The sequence below is a fragment of the Streptomyces corchorusii genome, from assembly GCF_001514055.1.
Taxonomy (GTDB): Bacteria; Actinomycetota; Actinomycetes; order Streptomycetales; family Streptomycetaceae; genus Streptomyces; species Streptomyces olivaceoviridis.
Genome location: NZ_KQ948356.1, coordinates 443,052 through 459,157, shown reverse-complemented (window position 1 = coordinate 459,157; position 16,106 = coordinate 443,052). Strand labels below are relative to the sequence as shown.

The 16,106-nt window shown below is 68.1% G+C and carries 14 protein-coding genes; 7 read left to right on the top strand and 7 right to left on the bottom strand.

Features of this window, described 5'->3' with window-relative positions; genetic code table 11:
* The first annotated feature begins 205 nt into the window (after window positions 1-205).
* Entirely contained in the window at window positions 206-1,543 is a 1,338-nt protein-coding gene (locus tag AQJ11_RS17600) for an MATE family efflux transporter (RefSeq protein ID WP_059263780.1), read from the top strand.
* Between the two features lie 152 nt (window positions 1,544-1,695).
* On the opposite strand, the gene rplI is transcribed toward AQJ11_RS17600, so the two are convergent.
* The 4 genes from rplI to rpsF all read right to left on the bottom strand — a co-directional run bounded on the left by rplI (window position 1,696) and on the right by rpsF (window position 3,428).
* Window positions 1,696-2,142, bottom strand: a complete 447-nt coding sequence (gene rplI / locus AQJ11_RS17595) for a 50S ribosomal protein L9 (RefSeq protein ID WP_030640106.1) — start codon at window positions 2,140-2,142, stop codon at window positions 1,696-1,698.
* A gap of 18 nt (window positions 2,143-2,160) precedes the next feature.
* The gene (gene rpsR / locus AQJ11_RS17590; protein WP_003949403.1) at window positions 2,161-2,397 is read right to left on the bottom strand and encodes a 30S ribosomal protein S18; all 237 of its coding nucleotides are present in this window, start codon (window positions 2,395-2,397) and stop codon (window positions 2,161-2,163) included.
* An 81-nt stretch (window positions 2,398-2,478) separates the two neighbouring features.
* Window positions 2,479-3,057: a single-stranded DNA-binding protein gene (locus AQJ11_RS17585; RefSeq protein WP_014673749.1), complete on the bottom strand. Its 579-nt coding sequence runs from the start codon at window positions 3,055-3,057 to the stop codon at window positions 2,479-2,481.
* An 80-nt stretch (window positions 3,058-3,137) separates the two neighbouring features.
* The gene (gene rpsF / locus AQJ11_RS17580; RefSeq protein WP_014673750.1) at window positions 3,138-3,428 is read right to left on the bottom strand and encodes a 30S ribosomal protein S6; all 291 of its coding nucleotides are present in this window, start codon (window positions 3,426-3,428) and stop codon (window positions 3,138-3,140) included.
* 273 nt (window positions 3,429-3,701) lie between these two features.
* Here rpsF and AQJ11_RS17575 point away from each other — a divergent pair, with 273 nt between their 5' ends.
* From AQJ11_RS17575 to AQJ11_RS17565, 3 genes are all read left to right on the top strand, one after another.
* The gene (locus AQJ11_RS17575) at window positions 3,702-4,016 is read left to right on the top strand and encodes a hypothetical protein (RefSeq protein ID WP_014673751.1); all 315 of its coding nucleotides are present in this window, start codon (window positions 3,702-3,704) and stop codon (window positions 4,014-4,016) included.
* Between the two features lie 120 nt (window positions 4,017-4,136).
* Complete coding sequence (locus tag AQJ11_RS17570) at window positions 4,137-5,255, top strand: lipid II:glycine glycyltransferase FemX (protein ID WP_058081151.1); 1,119 nt, start codon at window positions 4,137-4,139, stop codon at window positions 5,253-5,255.
* An 85-nt stretch (window positions 5,256-5,340) separates the two neighbouring features.
* On the top strand, window positions 5,341-6,372 hold the full coding sequence (locus AQJ11_RS17565) for an alanine racemase (protein WP_058081152.1): 1,032 nt from the start codon (window positions 5,341-5,343) through the stop codon (window positions 6,370-6,372).
* Between the two features lie 146 nt (window positions 6,373-6,518).
* Here the strand turns inward: AQJ11_RS17565 and AQJ11_RS17560 are convergent, their stop codons facing one another.
* Window positions 6,519-8,072: a glycosyltransferase family 87 protein gene (locus AQJ11_RS17560; protein ID WP_175252204.1), complete on the bottom strand. Its 1,554-nt coding sequence runs from the start codon at window positions 8,070-8,072 to the stop codon at window positions 6,519-6,521.
* Window positions 8,073-8,201: 129 nt separating this feature from the next.
* On the bottom strand, window positions 8,202-10,889 hold the full coding sequence (locus AQJ11_RS17555; protein WP_244218280.1) for a transglycosylase domain-containing protein: 2,688 nt from the start codon (window positions 10,887-10,889) through the stop codon (window positions 8,202-8,204).
* Window positions 10,890-11,284: 395 nt separating this feature from the next.
* Between AQJ11_RS17555 and AQJ11_RS17550 the strand changes: the two genes are divergently transcribed.
* The 3 genes from AQJ11_RS17550 to AQJ11_RS17540 all read left to right on the top strand — a co-directional run bounded on the left by AQJ11_RS17550 (window position 11,285) and on the right by AQJ11_RS17540 (window position 14,457).
* Window positions 11,285-11,968 carry a PadR family transcriptional regulator gene (locus AQJ11_RS17550; RefSeq protein WP_014673756.1) on the top strand — a complete coding sequence of 228 codons (684 nt, stop codon included), beginning with the start codon at window positions 11,285-11,287 and terminating at the stop codon, window positions 11,966-11,968.
* Between the two features lie 43 nt (window positions 11,969-12,011).
* On the top strand, window positions 12,012-13,094 hold the full coding sequence (locus AQJ11_RS17545) for an inositol-3-phosphate synthase (protein WP_014673757.1): 1,083 nt from the start codon (window positions 12,012-12,014) through the stop codon (window positions 13,092-13,094).
* A gap of 100 nt (window positions 13,095-13,194) precedes the next feature.
* On the top strand, window positions 13,195-14,457 hold the full coding sequence (locus AQJ11_RS17540) for an MFS transporter (RefSeq protein WP_059263673.1): 1,263 nt from the start codon (window positions 13,195-13,197) through the stop codon (window positions 14,455-14,457).
* 110 nt (window positions 14,458-14,567) lie between these two features.
* On the opposite strand, the gene AQJ11_RS17535 is transcribed toward AQJ11_RS17540, so the two are convergent.
* On the bottom strand, window positions 14,568-16,010 hold the full coding sequence (locus AQJ11_RS17535) for a CCA tRNA nucleotidyltransferase (protein WP_014673759.1): 1,443 nt from the start codon (window positions 16,008-16,010) through the stop codon (window positions 14,568-14,570).
* Between the last annotated feature and the right edge of the window lie 96 nt (window positions 16,011-16,106).

Below are 16,106 nucleotides of genomic sequence, written 5' to 3'. Positions count from 1 at the left end.
GAAAGCCCTGTGAACAAGCCCTCGATCCCCTCAAGACCAAGCCTCTGACCTGCGCATTTATGATCCACCGGCTGTGCAGAGAAAAAACTTCCCCAGTCGGGCCAAGATCGCTTCGAACGGCACCCGAAAGGACACGGCCCGCGATCAAGAGTAAGGACCACTAGCGGCTTGCATCTCTTACCTGTGGACGATTACATTGATGCTCATGACACAGGCTCCAGAGATCCCCAAGGCCGCCCTGCGTCGGCACGACCGAGAAATCGTCGCGCTGGCCGTCCCGGCCTTCGGCGCCCTCGTCGCCGAGCCTCTCTTCGTCATGGCGGACAGTGCCATCGTCGGCCATCTCGGGACCGCCCAGCTCGCCGGTCTCGCCGTCGCCTCGGCGCTCCTCACCACCGCCGTGAGTGTCTTCGTCTTCCTCGCCTACGCCACCACGGCCGGCGTGGCCCGCCGCGTCGGCGCCGGCGATCTCCCGGCAGCCATCCGTCAGGGCATGGACGGCATCTGGCTGGCGCTGCTGCTCGGCCTCGCCGTCATCGCCGTCGTCCTGCCCCTCGCACCCGGCATCGTGGACCTCTTCGGCGCCTCCTCGACCGCGGCTCCCTACGCCATCACCTATCTGCGCATCTCCGCACTGGGCATCCCGGCCATGCTCATCGTCCTGGCCTCGACCGGGGTGCTGCGCGGCCTCCAGGACACCAGGACCCCGCTCTACGTAGCCGTCGCGGGATTCGTCGCCAACGCCGCGCTCAACGCGGGACTCGTCTACGGTGCCGGGCTCGGTATCGCCGGTTCGGCCTGGGGCACGGTCATCGCACAGTGCGGCATGGCAGCCGTCTACCTGACCGTCGTCGTCCGCGGGGCCCGCCGGCACGGCGCGTCCCTCCGGCCGGATGCCGCCGGCATCCGGGCCTCGGCTCAGGCCGGCGTCCCTCTGCTGGTCCGTACGCTGTCCCTGCGGGCGATCCTCATGATCGCCACAGCGGTCGCGGCCCGTCTCGGTGACGCCGACATCGCCGGACACCAGATCGTCCTCTCCCTGTGGAGCCTGTTGTCCTTCGCGCTCGACGCGATAGCGATCGCGGGACAGGCCATCATCGGCCGCTACCTCGGAGCGGACGACGCCCAGGGAGCCCGTGAAGCCTGCCGCCGCATGGTCCACTGGGGCATCGCGACCGGAGCCGTGCTGGGCCTCCTCGTGGTGGCCGCACGACCGCTCTTCCTGCCACTGTTCACCAGCGATTCCCTGGTGAAGGACGCCGCTCTGCCGGCCCTGCTGCTCGTCGCGCTGTCGCAGCCCATCTGCGGCATCGTCTTCGTCCTCGACGGAGTGCTCATGGGCGCGGGAGACGGCCCCTATCTGGCCTGGGCCATGGTCGTCACCCTGGTGGTGTTCGCTCCCGCGGCCCTGCTCGTTCCCACGTTCGGCGGCGGACTCACCGCCCTTTGGGCCGCGATGACGCTGATGATGGCGGTCCGGATGCTGACCCTGTGGCTGCGGACCCGCTCGGGCCGCTGGATCGTGACGGGCGCGACCCGCTGACCGTTTCACGTGAAACATGCTGCCGTCCCGATGACGGTAGCCCCGTCGTGGGAGCCCGGCCTGGAGAGCCGCGGACATGGGAAAGGGGCCGCACCCAATGAAGGGTGCGGCCCCTTTCACCGGCTCAAGCGAGCACGGCGATCACGCGGCGATCAGGCCGCGACGACCTCGACGTTGACCTTGGCGGCAACCTCGGGGTGCAGACGCACGGACGTCTCGTGGGCGCCCAGGGTCTTGATCGGAGCGGACAGCTCGATGCGGCGCTTGTCGACCTCGGGGCCACCGGAAGCCTTGATCGCGGACGCGATGTCGGCCGGGGTGACGGAACCGAAGAGACGGCCGGCGTCTCCGGAGCGGACGGCCAGACGGACCTTCACGCCCTCAAGCTGCGCCTTGACCTGGTTGGCCTGCTCGATGGTCTGGATCTCGTGGATCTTGCGAGCACGGCGGATCTGCTCGACGTCCTTCTCGCCACCCTTGGTCCAGCGGATAGCGAACTTCCGCGGGATCAGGTAGTTGCGAGCGTAACCGTCCTTGACGTCGACGACGTCGCCCGCGGCACCGAGGCCGGAGACCTCGTGGGTGAGGATGATCTTCATGAGTCGGTCACCCTTCCCTTATCGCGCGGTGGACGTGTAGGGCAGCAGCGCCATCTCACGGCTGTTCTTGACGGCCGTGGCGACGTCACGCTGGTGCTGCGTGCAGTTGCCGGTCACGCGGCGGGCACGGATCTTGCCGCGGTCGGAAATGAACTTCCGCAGCATGTTCGTGTCCTTGTAGTCCACGTACGTGACCTTGTCCTTGCAGAAAGCGCAGACCTTCTTCTTCGGCTTGCGCACAGGCGGCTTCGCCATGGTGTTTCTCCTGTGTGATCAAGAAGTTGGGATACGACCCGCCCTCGACCCGGACCGGCCCGGAAGGCCTGGCCCGAAGGTTTAGAAGGGGGGCTCGTCCGAGTAGCCGCCACCGCCGCCGGAGCCTCCGCCCCAGCCGCCGCCACCCTGGTTGCCACCGGCGGGAGCGCCGGTCGCCCACGGGTCGTCGGCCGGAGCGCCGCCGCCCTGCTGGCCGCCACCGGGGCCACCGCCCCAGCCGCCGCCACCCTGGCCGCCACCGCCGCCGTAACCGCCCTGGCCACCGCGAGCGCCACCGGCGGTCTTGGTGACCTTGGCCGTGGCGTTGCGCAGGCTGGGGCCGACTTCCTCGACGTCCAGCTCGTAGACCGTGCGCTTGACGCCCTCACGGTCCTCGTAGGACCGCTGCTTCAGTCGGCCCTGCACGATGACGCGCATGCCTCGCTGGAGCGACTCGGCGACGTTCTCCGCCGCCTGGCGCCAGACCGAGCAGGTCAGGAAGAGGCTCTCGCCGTCCTTCCACTCGTTCGTCTGGCGGTCGAAGGTGCGGGGAGTGGACGCGACGCGGAACTTCGCGACCGCCGCACCGGACGGGGTGAAGCGCAGCTCGGGGTCGTCGACAAGATTGCCGATGACCGTGATGACGGTCTCGCCTGCCATGGGGGAACCTCTCGGCGGGTTTGCTGCTCTGGCTGCTTGTTGCTGCTACTCGAATCCCGAGATCAGCTGAGCGGGGAAGCTCAGTGGGTCTCGGGGCGGAGGACCTTGGTCCGGAGGACCGACTCGTTCAGGTTCATCTGGCGGTCGAGCTCCTTGACGACCGCAGGCTCGGCCTGCAGGTCGATGACCGAGTAGATGCCCTCGGGCTTCTTCTTGATCTCGTAGGCGAGACGACGACGGCCCCAGGTGTCGACCTTCTCAACCTTGCCGCCGCCGTCACGGACGACGGACAGGAAGTTCTCGATCAGCGGGGAGACAGCGCGCTCCTCGAGATCGGGGTCGAGGATGACCATCACCTCGTAGTGACGCATGTGGAACCCACCTCCTTTGGACTCAGCGGCCACGGTCGTTCCGTGGCAGGAGGGTTGTGATGCGTACGCAACGGTATCGGCCGCCACTGACAATCGGGGTTCCTTCAGGGACGCCGGCAGTGTGACCCGGGCAGGTCTGGGCAGACACCAGTGCAGACGGTACAGACTACCCGCACACACGCTTCCGGTTGAAATCCGGCCGTCGACCCCGACAATCTGTACACATCGGGTGTGTACGGCGCTACGATGCGCCGCCTTCCGCAGGAGGTGCCCATGGCACAGGCATTGCGACCCAACACCGCCGGTTCCCTCTTCGCCACGGACGGCAAGCCCCACCCCCTTCAGGACACCCTGATGGCGGTGACGTTCGTCCTCGGCCTGCTGTCCTTCATCACGTCCTTCTTCCACAGCCTTCACCTGTTGACCTCGTGGGCAGGCCTGGTGGCACTGGCCACGGGCGTGTACGGACAGTGGATCTCGGTGACCACGCGGCAGCGGTTCGGCCTGATCCTGGGTCTCGGCGCCGCCGGGGTCGGTTTCCTGATCGGCATGGCCCACGGCGGCCTGTTCGGCGGGATCATCAGCTGACTCCACCGGGCTCAAAGCCCCGTACGCCCAGTCGGGGCGCTCGCAAGGCGCAGTAGGCTTCGGCGCGAGAGCCGGAGCCCCTGTACCCATGGGGACACACCAGCCCGAGGAGCGCCCCGAATGAGCCTGACCCTGAGGACCATCAGTCGCGAGCAGCATCTGGCCTTCATCCAGAGCCTGCCGGCGGCGAGCCACATGCAGGTCCCGGCCTGGGCAGATGTGAAGGCGGAGTGGCGCTCGGAGAGCCTGGGCTGGTTCGACAGGAGCGGCCAGATGGTCGGCGTGGGCCTGGTCCTCTACCGCCAGCTGCCCAAGATCAAGCGCTACCTCGCCTATCTGCCCGAGGGCCCGGTCATCAACTGGTACGCGCCGAACCTGGACGACTGGATCCAGCCGATGCTGGCGCATCTGAAGCAGCAGGGCGCCTTCTCCGTGAAGATGGGCCCGCCGGTGATCATCCGCCGCTGGAACGCTGACACGATCAAGAGGGGCATCCAGGACCCGGACGTCAAGCGTCTGCGTGACCTGGAGGCCGACTTCATCGAGCCGCGCGCCTTCGAGGTGGCCGACAAGCTGCGCCGCATGGGCTGGCAGCAGGGCGAGGACGGCGGCGCAGGCTTCGGCGACGTGCAGCCCCGCTACGTCTACCAGGTGCCGCTGGCGAACCGCTCCCTGGAAGAGGTCCACAAGAACTTCAACCAGCTGTGGCGCCGCAACATCAAGAAGGCCGAGAAGGCCGGCGTCGAGGTCGTCCAGGGCGGCTACCAGGACCTGCCCGAGTGGCAGCGGCTGTACGAGATCACGGCCGTCCGAGACCACTTCCGGCCCCGCCCGCTGTCGTACTTCCAGCGCATGTGGACGGCCCTCAACACCGAGGACCCCAACCGCATGCGGCTGTACTTCGCCCGCCACAACGGGGTGAACCTCTCGGCGGCGACGATGCTGATCGTCGGCGGGCACGTCTGGTACTCCTACGGCGCCTCGGACAACATCGGCCGCGAGGTCCGGCCGTCCAACGCCATGCAGTGGCGGATGCTGCGCGACGCCTACGCGCTCGGCGCCACCGTCTACGACCTGCGCGGCATCTCCGACTCGCTGGATGAGACCGACCACCTCTTCGGCCTCATCCAGTTCAAGGTCGGCACCGGCGGCCAGGCCGCCGAGTACCTCGGCGAGTGGGACTTCCCGCTGAACAAGCTGCTCCACAAGGCGCTCGACATCTACATGTCGCGACGCTGAGCCGCGCGGGCGTTTGATTCCATAGCCTTCGCAGTTCTCACACCTCTGATCCACCGCAGCCACGAGAAAGGTTCCGGGTCCGGCCATGGCGCTCACGCTCTACGTCGACACCGCGCGCTGGCGGGCGCACCACAAGCACGTGCAGGAGCAGTTCCCGGGACTCGTCCCGGTCTGCAAGGGCAACGGCTACGGCTTCGGGCACGAACGGCTGTCGGAGGAGGCCACACGGCTCGGTGCCGACCTGCTCGCCGTCGGCACCACCTACGAGGCCGCGCGCATCAAGGACTTCTTCAGCGGTGACCTGCTGGTGCTCACGCCGTACCGGCGTGGCGAGGAGCCCGTGCCGCTGCCCGACCGGGTCGTCCGCTCGGTGTCGTCGATCGACGGCGTGTACGGCCTCGTGGGCGCCCGCGTCGTCATCGAGGTGATGTCCTCGATGAAGCGGCACGGCATCAGCGAGCAGGATCTGCCCCAGCTGCACCAGGCCATAGAGAACGTCCGGCTGGAGGGCTTCGCCATCCACCTGCCGCTGGACCGCACCGACGGCTCGGACGCCGTCGAGGAGGTCATCGGCTGGATGGACCGGCTGCGCGCGGCACGGCTGCCGCTGCACACGATGTTCGTCAGCCACCTCAAGGCGGACGACCTGGCCCGGCTCCAGCAGCAGTTCCCGCAGACCCGGTTCCGCGCCCGCATCGGCACGCGGCTGTGGCTGGGGGACCACGACGCCACCGAGTACCGCGGCGCCGTCCTGGACGTCACGCGCGTGGCGAAGGGCGACCGGTTCGGCTACCGGCAGCAGAAGGCGGCCTCGGACGGCTTCCTGGTGGTCGTGGCGGGCGGAACGTCGCACGGCGTGGGCCTGGAGGCCCCGAAAGCCCTGCACGGCGTCATGCCGCGCGCCAAGGGCGTCGCCCGGGCCGGGCTCGCCACGGTCAACCGGAACCTCTCCCCGTTCGTCTGGGGCGGCAAGCAGCGCTGGTTCGCCGAGCCGCCGCACATGCAGGTGTCGATCCTGTTCGTGCCCTCGGACGCCCCCGAGCCGAAGGTCGGCGACGAACTGGTGGCCCATCTGCGGCACACCACGACCCAGTTCGACCGTCTCGTGGACCGCTGAGCCCGTCCACAACGCCGAGAAGGCCGTATCCGGTGCTCCCGGATACGGCCTTCTGTGCGCACCGCCTGCCGCGTGCCTTCGTGTGCACCGCCGACCGGGTGCCTATGAGGCGTGCCGCGTACTGAGGAGGGGTGACGCGTGTTCGCTCAGAGCGAACGGTCGTCGTGGGACAGCGTCTCCGGCCGGCCCCAGTCCACCTGAGGCCCCTCGAAGTCGGCGGCGTCGTGCGGCGGATGGGCTCCCACTCCGAGCACGAACACGTCCTCCGCGCCGTCGAGCACTCCGCCCGACGGGTCGTCGTCACCGGACCGGCGCACCACGTCCCGCTCCGGCATGAGGATGTCCCGTACGACGACGGCGCACAGGTACAACGTGCCCAGCAGGTGCACGACGATCGCCCAGTGGTAGCCCTGCGTGGGCAGGCCCTTGTGGGCGTCTCCGCTGGTCGTGTAGGCGAGGTACAGCCAGATCCCCAGGAAGTACGCCACCTCGCACGCCTGCCAGATCAGGAAGTCCCGCCACTTGGGCCGGGCGAGGACCACCAGCGGCACCAGCCACAGGACGTACTGCGGGGAGTAGACCTTGTTGGTGAGGATGAAGGCGGCCACCATCAGGAAGGCCAGCTGGGCGAAGCGCGGCCGGCGCGGGGCGGTGAACGTCAGCGCGGCGATGCCCAGGAAGCACAGCACCACGAGCACCGTGGCGGCGGTGTTGACGAACTCGGTGGTGGGCGGGCTGCTGGAGTTCTGCGCCCAGATCAGCCAGAAGGAGCCGAAGTCGACGCCGCGCTCCTTGCTGAAGGTGTAGAACTTCGCCCAGCCCTCACGGATGTGGAAGCCCGTCGCGTCGTGCGTGATCATCACGGGCAGGTTCACCACGAGCCAGGCGACCACCGCGCCGCACACGGCCTGGAAGAACGCGCGCCACTTGCCCGCCCGCCAGCACAGCACCAGCAGCGGCCCCAGCAGCAGGACGGGATACAGCTTGGCGGCCGTGGCGAGCCCCAGGAGGACACCGAAGGCGAGGGCGCGGCCCCGTGACCACATCAGCATCGCGGCGGCCGTCAGCGCGACGGCCAGCAGGTCCCAGTTGATGGTCGCGGTCAGCGCGAGGGCGGGCGCCAGGGCGACCAGCAGACCGTCCCAGGGGCGCCGGCGGTGGGTGCGGGCCACGCACACGGCGATGACGGCGGCGCACACCATCAGCATCCCGGCGTTGACGAACCAGTACCACTGCTCCTGGTGCTGGATGCTGCCGCTGTGCGGGGTCAGCCAGGACGCCACCTCCATGAACACGCCGGTGAGCACCGGGTATTCGAGGTAGTCCATGTCGCCGGGAATCTTGTCGAAGTACGGCACGAGATGGTCGGCGAACCCGCGGCCCTGGTAGAGGTGCGGGATGTCGGAGTAGCAGGCGTGCGTGTACTGACTGCTCGCTCCGAAGAACCAGCCGCTGTGGTAGCAGGGCGCCTTCTGGACGAGGCCGAGGGCGAACATGCCGATCGCCACGAGCGCCACGATCCGCACGGGTGTCCACCAGGAGGTTCCCAGCAGGGCGTGCCGCCCGAGAGGACCGCCGATCAGCTCACTGCCGGCGGCGGCGACCTCGTCCTCCCTCGTCGGCTGCACCGGCTCGGCCACGGCGGATCGCACGGACTCGGGCTCGTGCATGCTCGCGGGCGTCATCTCTGCACTGGGCATGGGACACATCCTGCCGTACCTGGCCAGGAAAACACCGAGGGCCGCCGCACCTGGTGGGTGCGGCGGCCCATGTTTCACGTGAAACACCCTCGGTGGGCGATATGGTCGCCAACCGGTCAGATCGCCGGACTAGCCGGTCTGGCTCCCGAAGAAGCCTCCGTTCCCGTTCCCGTTCCCTCGGGTGTTACCGGTCCCGGTCGTGTCCGTGACCGTGGGTGACGGCGACTCGCCTCCGCCCCCGTCGACACCACCTGTGTCCACGCCTCCGGCGCCATTGCCATTGGCCCCACCATTGCCGTTGCAGTTCGGGTCCCAGCCGAGCTGGCAGGACTCGCTCACCGACGGAGACGGTGAGGTGGTCGTCTTGCTCGGCGTCGGGCTCGGCGAGTCGCTCGGCGTCGGGCTCGGCGTGATGGTGACGCTCGGGGTCGGGGAGGGAGCACCCACCTCGTCCTGGACCTTGCCGATCTCGATGGCGTCCGGGAAGCCCGGGTCGTTCTTGCCCTTGAGCGCGTCCTTCATGTACTCGGTCCACACCTGGGTCGGGATGTCACCACCATGGATGGAGTCCACGCCCGCCGTACCGTTCATGGACAGCAACTCGTGGTCCTTGGGGTTCTCGCGGAACATCGCGACCGAGGTCGACAGCTGCTGGGTGTAGCCGACGAACCAGGCCGACTTGTTGCTGTCGGTGGTACCGGTCTTGCCGGCCGCGGTACGTCCCAGGGCCTTGGCGTTCTGACCCGTACCGTTCTGGATCACGTTCTCCAGGGTGTCCGTGACGTTGTTGGCCACGTTCTCCGGCATCGCCCGCGTCCGCTTGGGCTTGGTGATGAAGCTCCGCAGTTCCTGGCCGTCCTTCTTGACGCTCGTCACCGAGTACGGATCCGCGTGCTCACCGGACGCGGCGAACGTCGCGTAGGCGTCGGCCATCCGGATCGCGCTCGGCGTCGAGGTGCCGATGGCGAAGGACGCGTTGAGGTCGGCGAAGCTTGCGTCGAGGATGCCGGAGGCCCTCGCGACGTCTCGGACCTTCGACATCCCCACATCCATGCCGAGCTGCACGAACGGGGTGTTGATGGACTGCTCCATGGCCTTGCGCAGCGTGACGTAGCCCCAGGGCCTGGGGCCCTCGTTGCGCTGGTAGAAGACCGAGCCGTCCTTCTTCAGGACGTAGCTTCCGTCCTGGTTCCTCACCTTGAGCTTGTCGTTGCCGTTGTACTTGCTCAGCGGCGAGATGCCCTCACCGTCGGACTTGTAGGTGCCGTACTCCATCGCCGCGGCCAGGACGAACGGCTTCCACGTCGAGCCGACGGGGACACCGGAAGTGTCGGCGTTGTTGGTGAAGTGTCCGTTCTCGTAACCGTCACCGCCGTAGAGCGCGACGATCGCACCGTCCTTCGGCACCACCGACGCCGCACCGAATTGGACGTACTTGTCCAGATCGCGATGCTTCGGATCGAGGCGCTCCTTCTGGACCTTCTTCACGGCCGCACTCAGGGCGTTCACGCTCTTCTTGTCGAAGGTCGTGTAGATCTGGTACCCGCCCTGGTCGAACTGCGCCTCGGTGATTTTGGAGTGGTTCAGGACGTACTTCTTGGCCGTGTCGACGAGGTAGCTGATCTGGCCGGTCATGCCCTTGGTCGCCTTGCGGTCCTGGGGCTTGGGGTACTCCTGGATAGCTTCCTGGTACTGGGTGTCCGAGAGGTGCTTGTCGTTGTGCATCTCGTCGAGAATCCAGCGCCAGCGCTTCTCGGAACGCTCCCGGTTGTCCTTCGCGTTCGCCGACGGGTCGAGGTCCGCGTTGCCGGCCGGGTCGTAGTACGTCGGACCCTTCAGCAGCGCCGCCAGGAAGGCGCACTCACTCGGCTTGAGGTCGAGCGCGTCCTTGCCGTAGTAGGTGCGCGCGGCGGCCTGGATGCCGTAGGCGCCACGGCCGTAGTACGAGGTGTTCAGATAGCCCTGGAGGATCTGTTTCTTGTCGAGCCTCGTCCCCACCTTTATGGAGATGAACATCTCCTTGAACTTGCGGGTGACGGTCTGTTCCTGGCTCAGGTAGGTGTTCTTCACGAACTGCTGGGTGATCGTCGAGCCGCCCTGCGTCTGACCGCCCCGGGCCATGTTGCCCAGGGCTCGGGCGATACCCATCGGGTCGACGCCTGAGTCCTGGTAGAAGCTCTTGTTCTCCGCCGAGATCACGGCCCACTGCATGGCCTCGGGGATCTTGTCGATGGTGACGTTCTGCCGGTTCACCCCGGTGCCCGTCGCCACCATCTGGCTGCCGTCGGCCCAGTAGTAGACGTTGTTCTGGGACTTGGCCGCATCGTTCTCGCTCGGGATGGAGACCATCGCGTAGCCGACGCCGACCATCACGACCAGGCTGCCGACGAAGCCGATGAACAGCCCGCTGACCAGCTTCCAGGACGGCACCCAACGTCGCCAGCCGTACTTGCCGGCCCTCGGGTAGTCGATGAACCGCTTCTTGCCGGGTGCGGTCGTCGCACGACCGCCGCCGCGCCCGGGACCGGTCGGACCGCCCGGGCCGCCGCGCCGGCCGCCGGCGTTGTCGGCCGCTCTGCGTCGGCCACCCCTCTGCGCGGCACGGCGGGCCTCGGCACGGCCGCCGTAGGAACGCTCCTCACCTCCCGGGTCCGTGGACTCCGACCCCGGGGAACGGGACCCATAGGAGTCGGCAGGGGACCCGGTGGCGCCTCGCGGTGCCGCACGGCGGCCGGAGGACGAGCCGGACTGGCCGCGTCGGGCCGCGGCACGTCCGCCTCCCTGCGGCTGCGGCGGTTTGCGACGGTGCTCGCTCATCGAACGATTACTCCTCGGGCAGGCGCACCCGTGCGCGCCTGGAACGGCGGCTGATTTCCGGTCCCCCCGAAGTACGGATGTGGTCGGTCCTGCATTCACCCGTACTGCACCAGGGACGAAGACGCTCCCCAGGCATCACGCGGTTCCCGGTGGTGTCATGCCGCACAGACTACGCACCACCAAAACGCGCCGAGCTCCGAAGTTCACCCCAAAACAGGCAAGTTGCCTCCAATGAAGCGGTGATGTGATCCCGTTCACCACCAACCCTCTTGTCGCGTGCGGTACGCCGTTCTATCGTGCTGATGTATCGAGTCGATACATCAGCACGAGATAAAGACGCTGCCAGGCAGTGCGAGACCTGCGGGACGGTCCTGCGGGGCCGAGAGGAGGCGACGATGAGCCGGCGCTCCGGCATCCTTGAGTTCGCCGTGCTCGGCCTGCTCCGGGAGTCCCCGATGCACGGCTACGAGCTGCGCAAACGACTCAACACGTCACTGGGTGTGTTCCGCGCGTTCAGCTACGGGACGCTGTACCCCTGCCTCAAGACGCTGGTCGCGAACGGCTGGCTGATCGAGGAACCCGGGAACACCCACGACGACGCACTCGCCGCTCCCCTCGCCGGACGCCGCGCCAAGATCGTTTACCGGCTGACCGCGGAAGGCAAGGAGCACTTCGAGGAACTGCTCTCGCAGACCGGTCCCGACGCGTACGAGGACGAGCACTTCGCCGCACGGTTCGCCTTCTTCGGGCAGACCTCGCGCGATGTGCGCATGCGCGTCCTGGAGGGCCGGCGCAGCCGCCTGGAGGAGCGCTTGGAGAAGATGCGCGCCTCCCTGGCGCGCACCCGGGAGCGCCTCGACGACTACACGCTTGAGCTCCAGCGCCACGGGATGGAGTCCGTGGAGCGCGAAGTGCGCTGGCTGAACGAGCTCATCGAGAGCGAGCGGGCCGGGCGGGACCTGAGGGGTTCCGAGTCCGGGGGGTCCGCTCAGCAGGACACCACCACTGGATCGACGGGCGGCCTGCCCCGTCCCGGGGACACTCCCCGGACGGATACGCCCGACGACACCGCCACGTGAGTCCCAGTCAGGGCCTCACTCGTACACACAGGGAGCAACCGGAATGGGTTCGGTTCGCGTAGCCATCGTCGGCGTGGGCAACTGCGCCGCGTCGCTGGTGCAGGGAGTCGAGTACTACAAGGACGCCGACCCGGCGTCCAAGGTCCCCGGCCTGATGCACGTGCAGTTCGGTGACTACCACGTCCGCGACGTCGAGTTCGTCGCCGCGTTCGACGTCGACGCCAAGAAGGTCGGCCTTGACCTCGCGGACGCCATCGGCGCCTCCGAGAACAACACGATCAAGATCTGCGACGTGCCGACCACCGGTGTCACCGTCCAGCGCGGCCACACCCTCGACGGCCTCGGCAAGTACTACCGCGCCACCATCGAGGAGTCGGACGCCGAGCCGGTTGACGTCGTCCAGGTCCTGAAGGACAAGCAGGTCGACGTCCTGGTCTGCTACCTGCCCGTCGGTTCCGAGGACGCGGCGAAGTTCTACGCCCAGTGCGCCATCGACGCCAAGGTCGCCTTCGTCAACGCCCTCCCGGTCTTCATCGCCGGCACCAAGGAGTGGGCGGACAAGTTCACCGAGGCCGGTGTGCCGATCGTCGGTGACGACATCAAGTCCCAGGTCGGCGCCACCATCACGCACCGTGTCATGGCGAAGCTGTTCGAGGACCGCGGTGTCATCCTCGACCGCACGATGCAGCTGAACGTCGGCGGCAACATGGACTTCAAGAACATGCTGGAGCGCGAGCGCCTGGAGTCCAAGAAGATCTCCAAGACGCAGGCCGTCACCTCGCAGATCCCCGACCGGGACCTCGGCGAGAAGAACGTCCACATCGGCCCGTCCGACTACGTGGCCTGGCTGGACGACCGCAAGTGGGCCTACGTCCGCCTGGAGGGTCGCGCCTTCGGTGACGTCCCGCTGAACCTGGAGTACAAGCTGGAGGTCTGGGACTCCCCGAACTCCGCCGGTGTCATCATCGACGCGCTGCGCGCCGCGAAGATCGCCAAGGACCGCGGCATCGGTGGCCCGATCCTGTCCGCCTCCTCGTACTTCATGAAGTCCCCGCCGGTCCAGTACTTCGACGACGAGGCCCGCGAGAACGTCGAGAAGTTCATCCGCGGCGAGGTCGAGCGCTAAGGCGACCGGCGCCGCTCGCACGAGAACGCTCCTGCCAGGGCTGTGAAGGTCCCCGGGTCCCGCGACCCGGGGACCTTCCGCATGTGTGAGGGTGTGATCCATGCCCGTCGTCCGTGACCTGCGCGTCCTGCTGCGCCTGGGGAACTTCCGGCGCCTGCTGTGCGTCCGCCTGCTGTCCCAGGGCGCCGACGGTGTCTACCAGGTCGCACTCGCCGCGTACGTCGTCTTCTCCCCGGAGAAGCAGACCTCGGCCGCCGCGATCGCCTCGGCGATGGCGGTCCTGCTGCTCCCTTATTCACTGGTCGGACCGTTCGCCGGTGTCCTGCTGGACCGCTGGCGACGCCGGCAGGTCTTCGTGTACGGCAATCTGCTGCGCGCCCTGCTGGCCGCGGCCACCGCCGCACTGATGCTCGGCCACGCTCCCGACTGGCTCTTCTACGTGTCCGCGCTGTGCGTCACGGCCGTCAACCGTTTCGTCCTCGCGGGACTGTCCGCCGCCCTGCCACGGGTCGTCGACACCGAGCGCCTGGTACTGGCCAATTCCCTCTCCCCGACCGCCGGCACCCTCGCCGCGACGGCCGGCGGAGCCCTGGCCTTCGGCGTGCGGATCGTGGCGTCGGACTCCGACGCGGCGGTGGTGGTGCTCGGCGCCTTCCTGTACCTGTGCGCGAGCTTCGCGTCCCTGCGCATGGCACCCGGCCTGCTCGGCCCCGACCGGCACCCGGGCCGGCCCCGCCTCGGCGTGGCGCTCGCCACGACGGCGCGCGAGCTGCTGGCGGCCATGGGGCACCTGGCCGCGCCGAGGCGCAGGGAAGCGGCCTGGGCTCTGGGTGCGATGACGCTCATGCGCTTCTGCTACGGCGCCCTCCTCGTCCTGCTGCTCATGCTCTGCCGCTACGCCCTGGCCGACACTCCCGAGGAAGGGCTGCGACTCCTCGGGCCGGCGCTGGCGTTGTCCGGCGCGGGATTCTTCGCGGCGGCCGTGGTGACGCCGTGGGCGGCGGGGCGGCTCGGTCCCATCCGCTGGATCATGGTGTGCTCCGGCGCGGCCATGGTGCTGGAACCCGCCCTGGGCCTGCCCTTCGCCATCGGCCCACTCATGGCCGCGGCCTTCGTTCTGGGACTGATCACCCAGGGCGCAAAGATCGCCACGGACACGATCGTCCAGTCCTGCGTCGAGGACGGCTTCCGCGGCCGGGTCTTCTCCGTGTACGACGTGCTCTTCAACGTCGCTTTCGTTGGCGCCGCGGGAGTGGCGGCCCTGATGCTTCCGCCGGACGGCCGCTCGACCGTGTTGGTGACTCTCGTCGCCGTCATCTATGGCGTGATCGCCGCCGGGCTGGCCCGCTTCGCGCGCCGGTAGTACAGAACAGCCGGCAGTACAGAACAAGGGGCGATGTTTCACGTGAAACATCGCCCCTCAGCTTCTCCGCCCCCGACGACTGTTTCACGTGAAACATCGTCCGGACCGACTCAGCCCTGCTCGGCCCACCACTCCTTGAGCGCCGCCACCGCAGCGTCACGCTCCATCGGACCGTTCTCCAGGCGCAGCTCCAGCATGTGCTTGTACGCCTTGCCGACGGCCGGGCCGGGACCGATCCCCAGAATCTCCATGATCTGGTTGCCATCGAGGTCGGGACGGATCGCGTCGAGCTCCTCCTGCTCCTGAAGCTGGGCGATGCGCTCCTCCAGGCCGTCGTAGGCCCGGGACAGTGCCACCGCCTTGCGCTTGTTGCGCGTGGTGCAGTCGGAACGGGTCAGCTTGTGCAAGCGGTCCAGCAGCGGGCCCGCGTCACGGACGTACCGGCGGACCGCCGAGTCCGTCCACTCCCCGGTTCCGTAGCCGTGGAAACGCAGGTGAAGTTCGACCAGCCGTGAGACATCCTTCACCAGCTCGTTGGAGTACTTCAAGGCGGTCATGCGCTTCTTGGTCATCTTGGCGCCGACCACCTCGTGGTGGTGGAAGGAGACCCGGCCGTCCTGCTCGAAGCGGCGGGTGCGTGGCTTACCGATGTCGTGCAGCAGCGCGGCCAGGCGGAGGGTGAGGTCCGGGCCGTCCTCCTCCAGTGCGATCGCCTGCTCCAGGACGATCAGCGTGTGCTCGTAGACGTCCTTGTGCCGGTGATGCTCGTCCCTCTCCAGCCGCAGCGCCGGCAGCTCGGGCAGGACATGCCCGGCGAGCCCGGTGTCGACAAGCAGGCTCAGCCCCTTGCGCGGGTACGCGGAGAGGATCAGCTTGTTCAGCTCGTCCCGGACCCGCTCGGCGGAGACGATCTCGATCCGTCCGGCCATCTCCGTCATGGCGGTGACGACCTCGGGGGCGACCTCGAAGTCCAGCTGGGCGGCGAACCGGGCGGCCCGCATCATGCGCAGGGGGTCGTCCGAGAACGACTCCTCGGGCGTACCCGGCGTCCGGAGGACACGCGCCGCGAGATCCTCCAGTCCGCCGTGCGGGTCGATGAACTCCTTCGCCGGCAGCGCCACGGCCATCGCGTTGACCGTGAAGTCGCGGCGGACCAGGTCCTCCTCGATGGAGTCGCCGTACGACACCTCCGGCTTGCGCGAGGTGCGGTCGTAGGCCTCGGACCGGTAGGTGGTGATCTCGATCTGGTAGCCGCCCTTGTGCGCGCCGACCGTACCGAAGGCGATGCCCACCTCCCAGACGGCGTCCGCCCAGGGCCGGACGATCTTCAGTACGTCCTCGGGACGGGCGTCGGTGGTGAAGTCCAGGTCGTTGCCGAGCCGGCCGAGCAGCGCGTCGCGGACCGATCCGCCGACCAGGGCGAGCGAGAAGCCCGCTTCCTGGAATCGGCGGGCGAGGTCGTCGGCGACCGGGGCCACCCGCAGCAGCTCGGCGACCGCGCGCTGCTGCGCCTGGCTCAGGGCGGAGGGAGTGTCTTCGTTCGGGTTCGGCACAACAGAAGAGGGTACGTGCCCCGCGCGGCCGGAGGCGCCCCCATAACGGTGTGGACAGCTCCCGGCATACCCGTGCAAGCGCTGCTCTTGCGGCGT

Coding starts and splice junctions, on each gene's coding strand:
- AQJ11_RS17600 (WP_059263780.1), top strand. CDS start 206: ATGACACAGGCTCCAGAGATCCCCAAGGCCGCCCTGCGTCGGCACGAC.
- rplI (WP_030640106.1), bottom strand. CDS start 2,142: ATGAAGATCATCCTCACCCACGAGGTCTCCGGCCTCGGTGCCGCGGGC.
- rpsR (WP_003949403.1), bottom strand. CDS start 2,397: ATGGCGAAGCCGCCTGTGCGCAAGCCGAAGAAGAAGGTCTGCGCTTTC.
- AQJ11_RS17585 (WP_014673749.1), bottom strand. CDS start 3,057: ATGGCAGGCGAGACCGTCATCACGGTCATCGGCAATCTTGTCGACGAC.
- rpsF (WP_014673750.1), bottom strand. CDS start 3,428: ATGCGTCACTACGAGGTGATGGTCATCCTCGACCCCGATCTCGAGGAG.
- AQJ11_RS17575 (WP_014673751.1), top strand. CDS start 3,702: ATGGCACAGGCATTGCGACCCAACACCGCCGGTTCCCTCTTCGCCACG.
- AQJ11_RS17570 (WP_058081151.1), top strand. CDS start 4,137: ATGAGCCTGACCCTGAGGACCATCAGTCGCGAGCAGCATCTGGCCTTC.
- AQJ11_RS17565 (WP_058081152.1), top strand. CDS start 5,341: ATGGCGCTCACGCTCTACGTCGACACCGCGCGCTGGCGGGCGCACCAC.
- AQJ11_RS17560 (WP_175252204.1), bottom strand. CDS start 8,072: ATGCCCAGTGCAGAGATGACGCCCGCGAGCATGCACGAGCCCGAGTCC.
- AQJ11_RS17555 (WP_244218280.1), bottom strand. CDS start 10,889: ATGAGCGAGCACCGTCGCAAACCGCCGCAGCCGCAGGGAGGCGGACGT.
- AQJ11_RS17550 (WP_014673756.1), top strand. CDS start 11,285: ATGAGCCGGCGCTCCGGCATCCTTGAGTTCGCCGTGCTCGGCCTGCTC.
- AQJ11_RS17545 (WP_014673757.1), top strand. CDS start 12,012: ATGGGTTCGGTTCGCGTAGCCATCGTCGGCGTGGGCAACTGCGCCGCG.
- AQJ11_RS17540 (WP_059263673.1), top strand. CDS start 13,195: ATGCCCGTCGTCCGTGACCTGCGCGTCCTGCTGCGCCTGGGGAACTTC.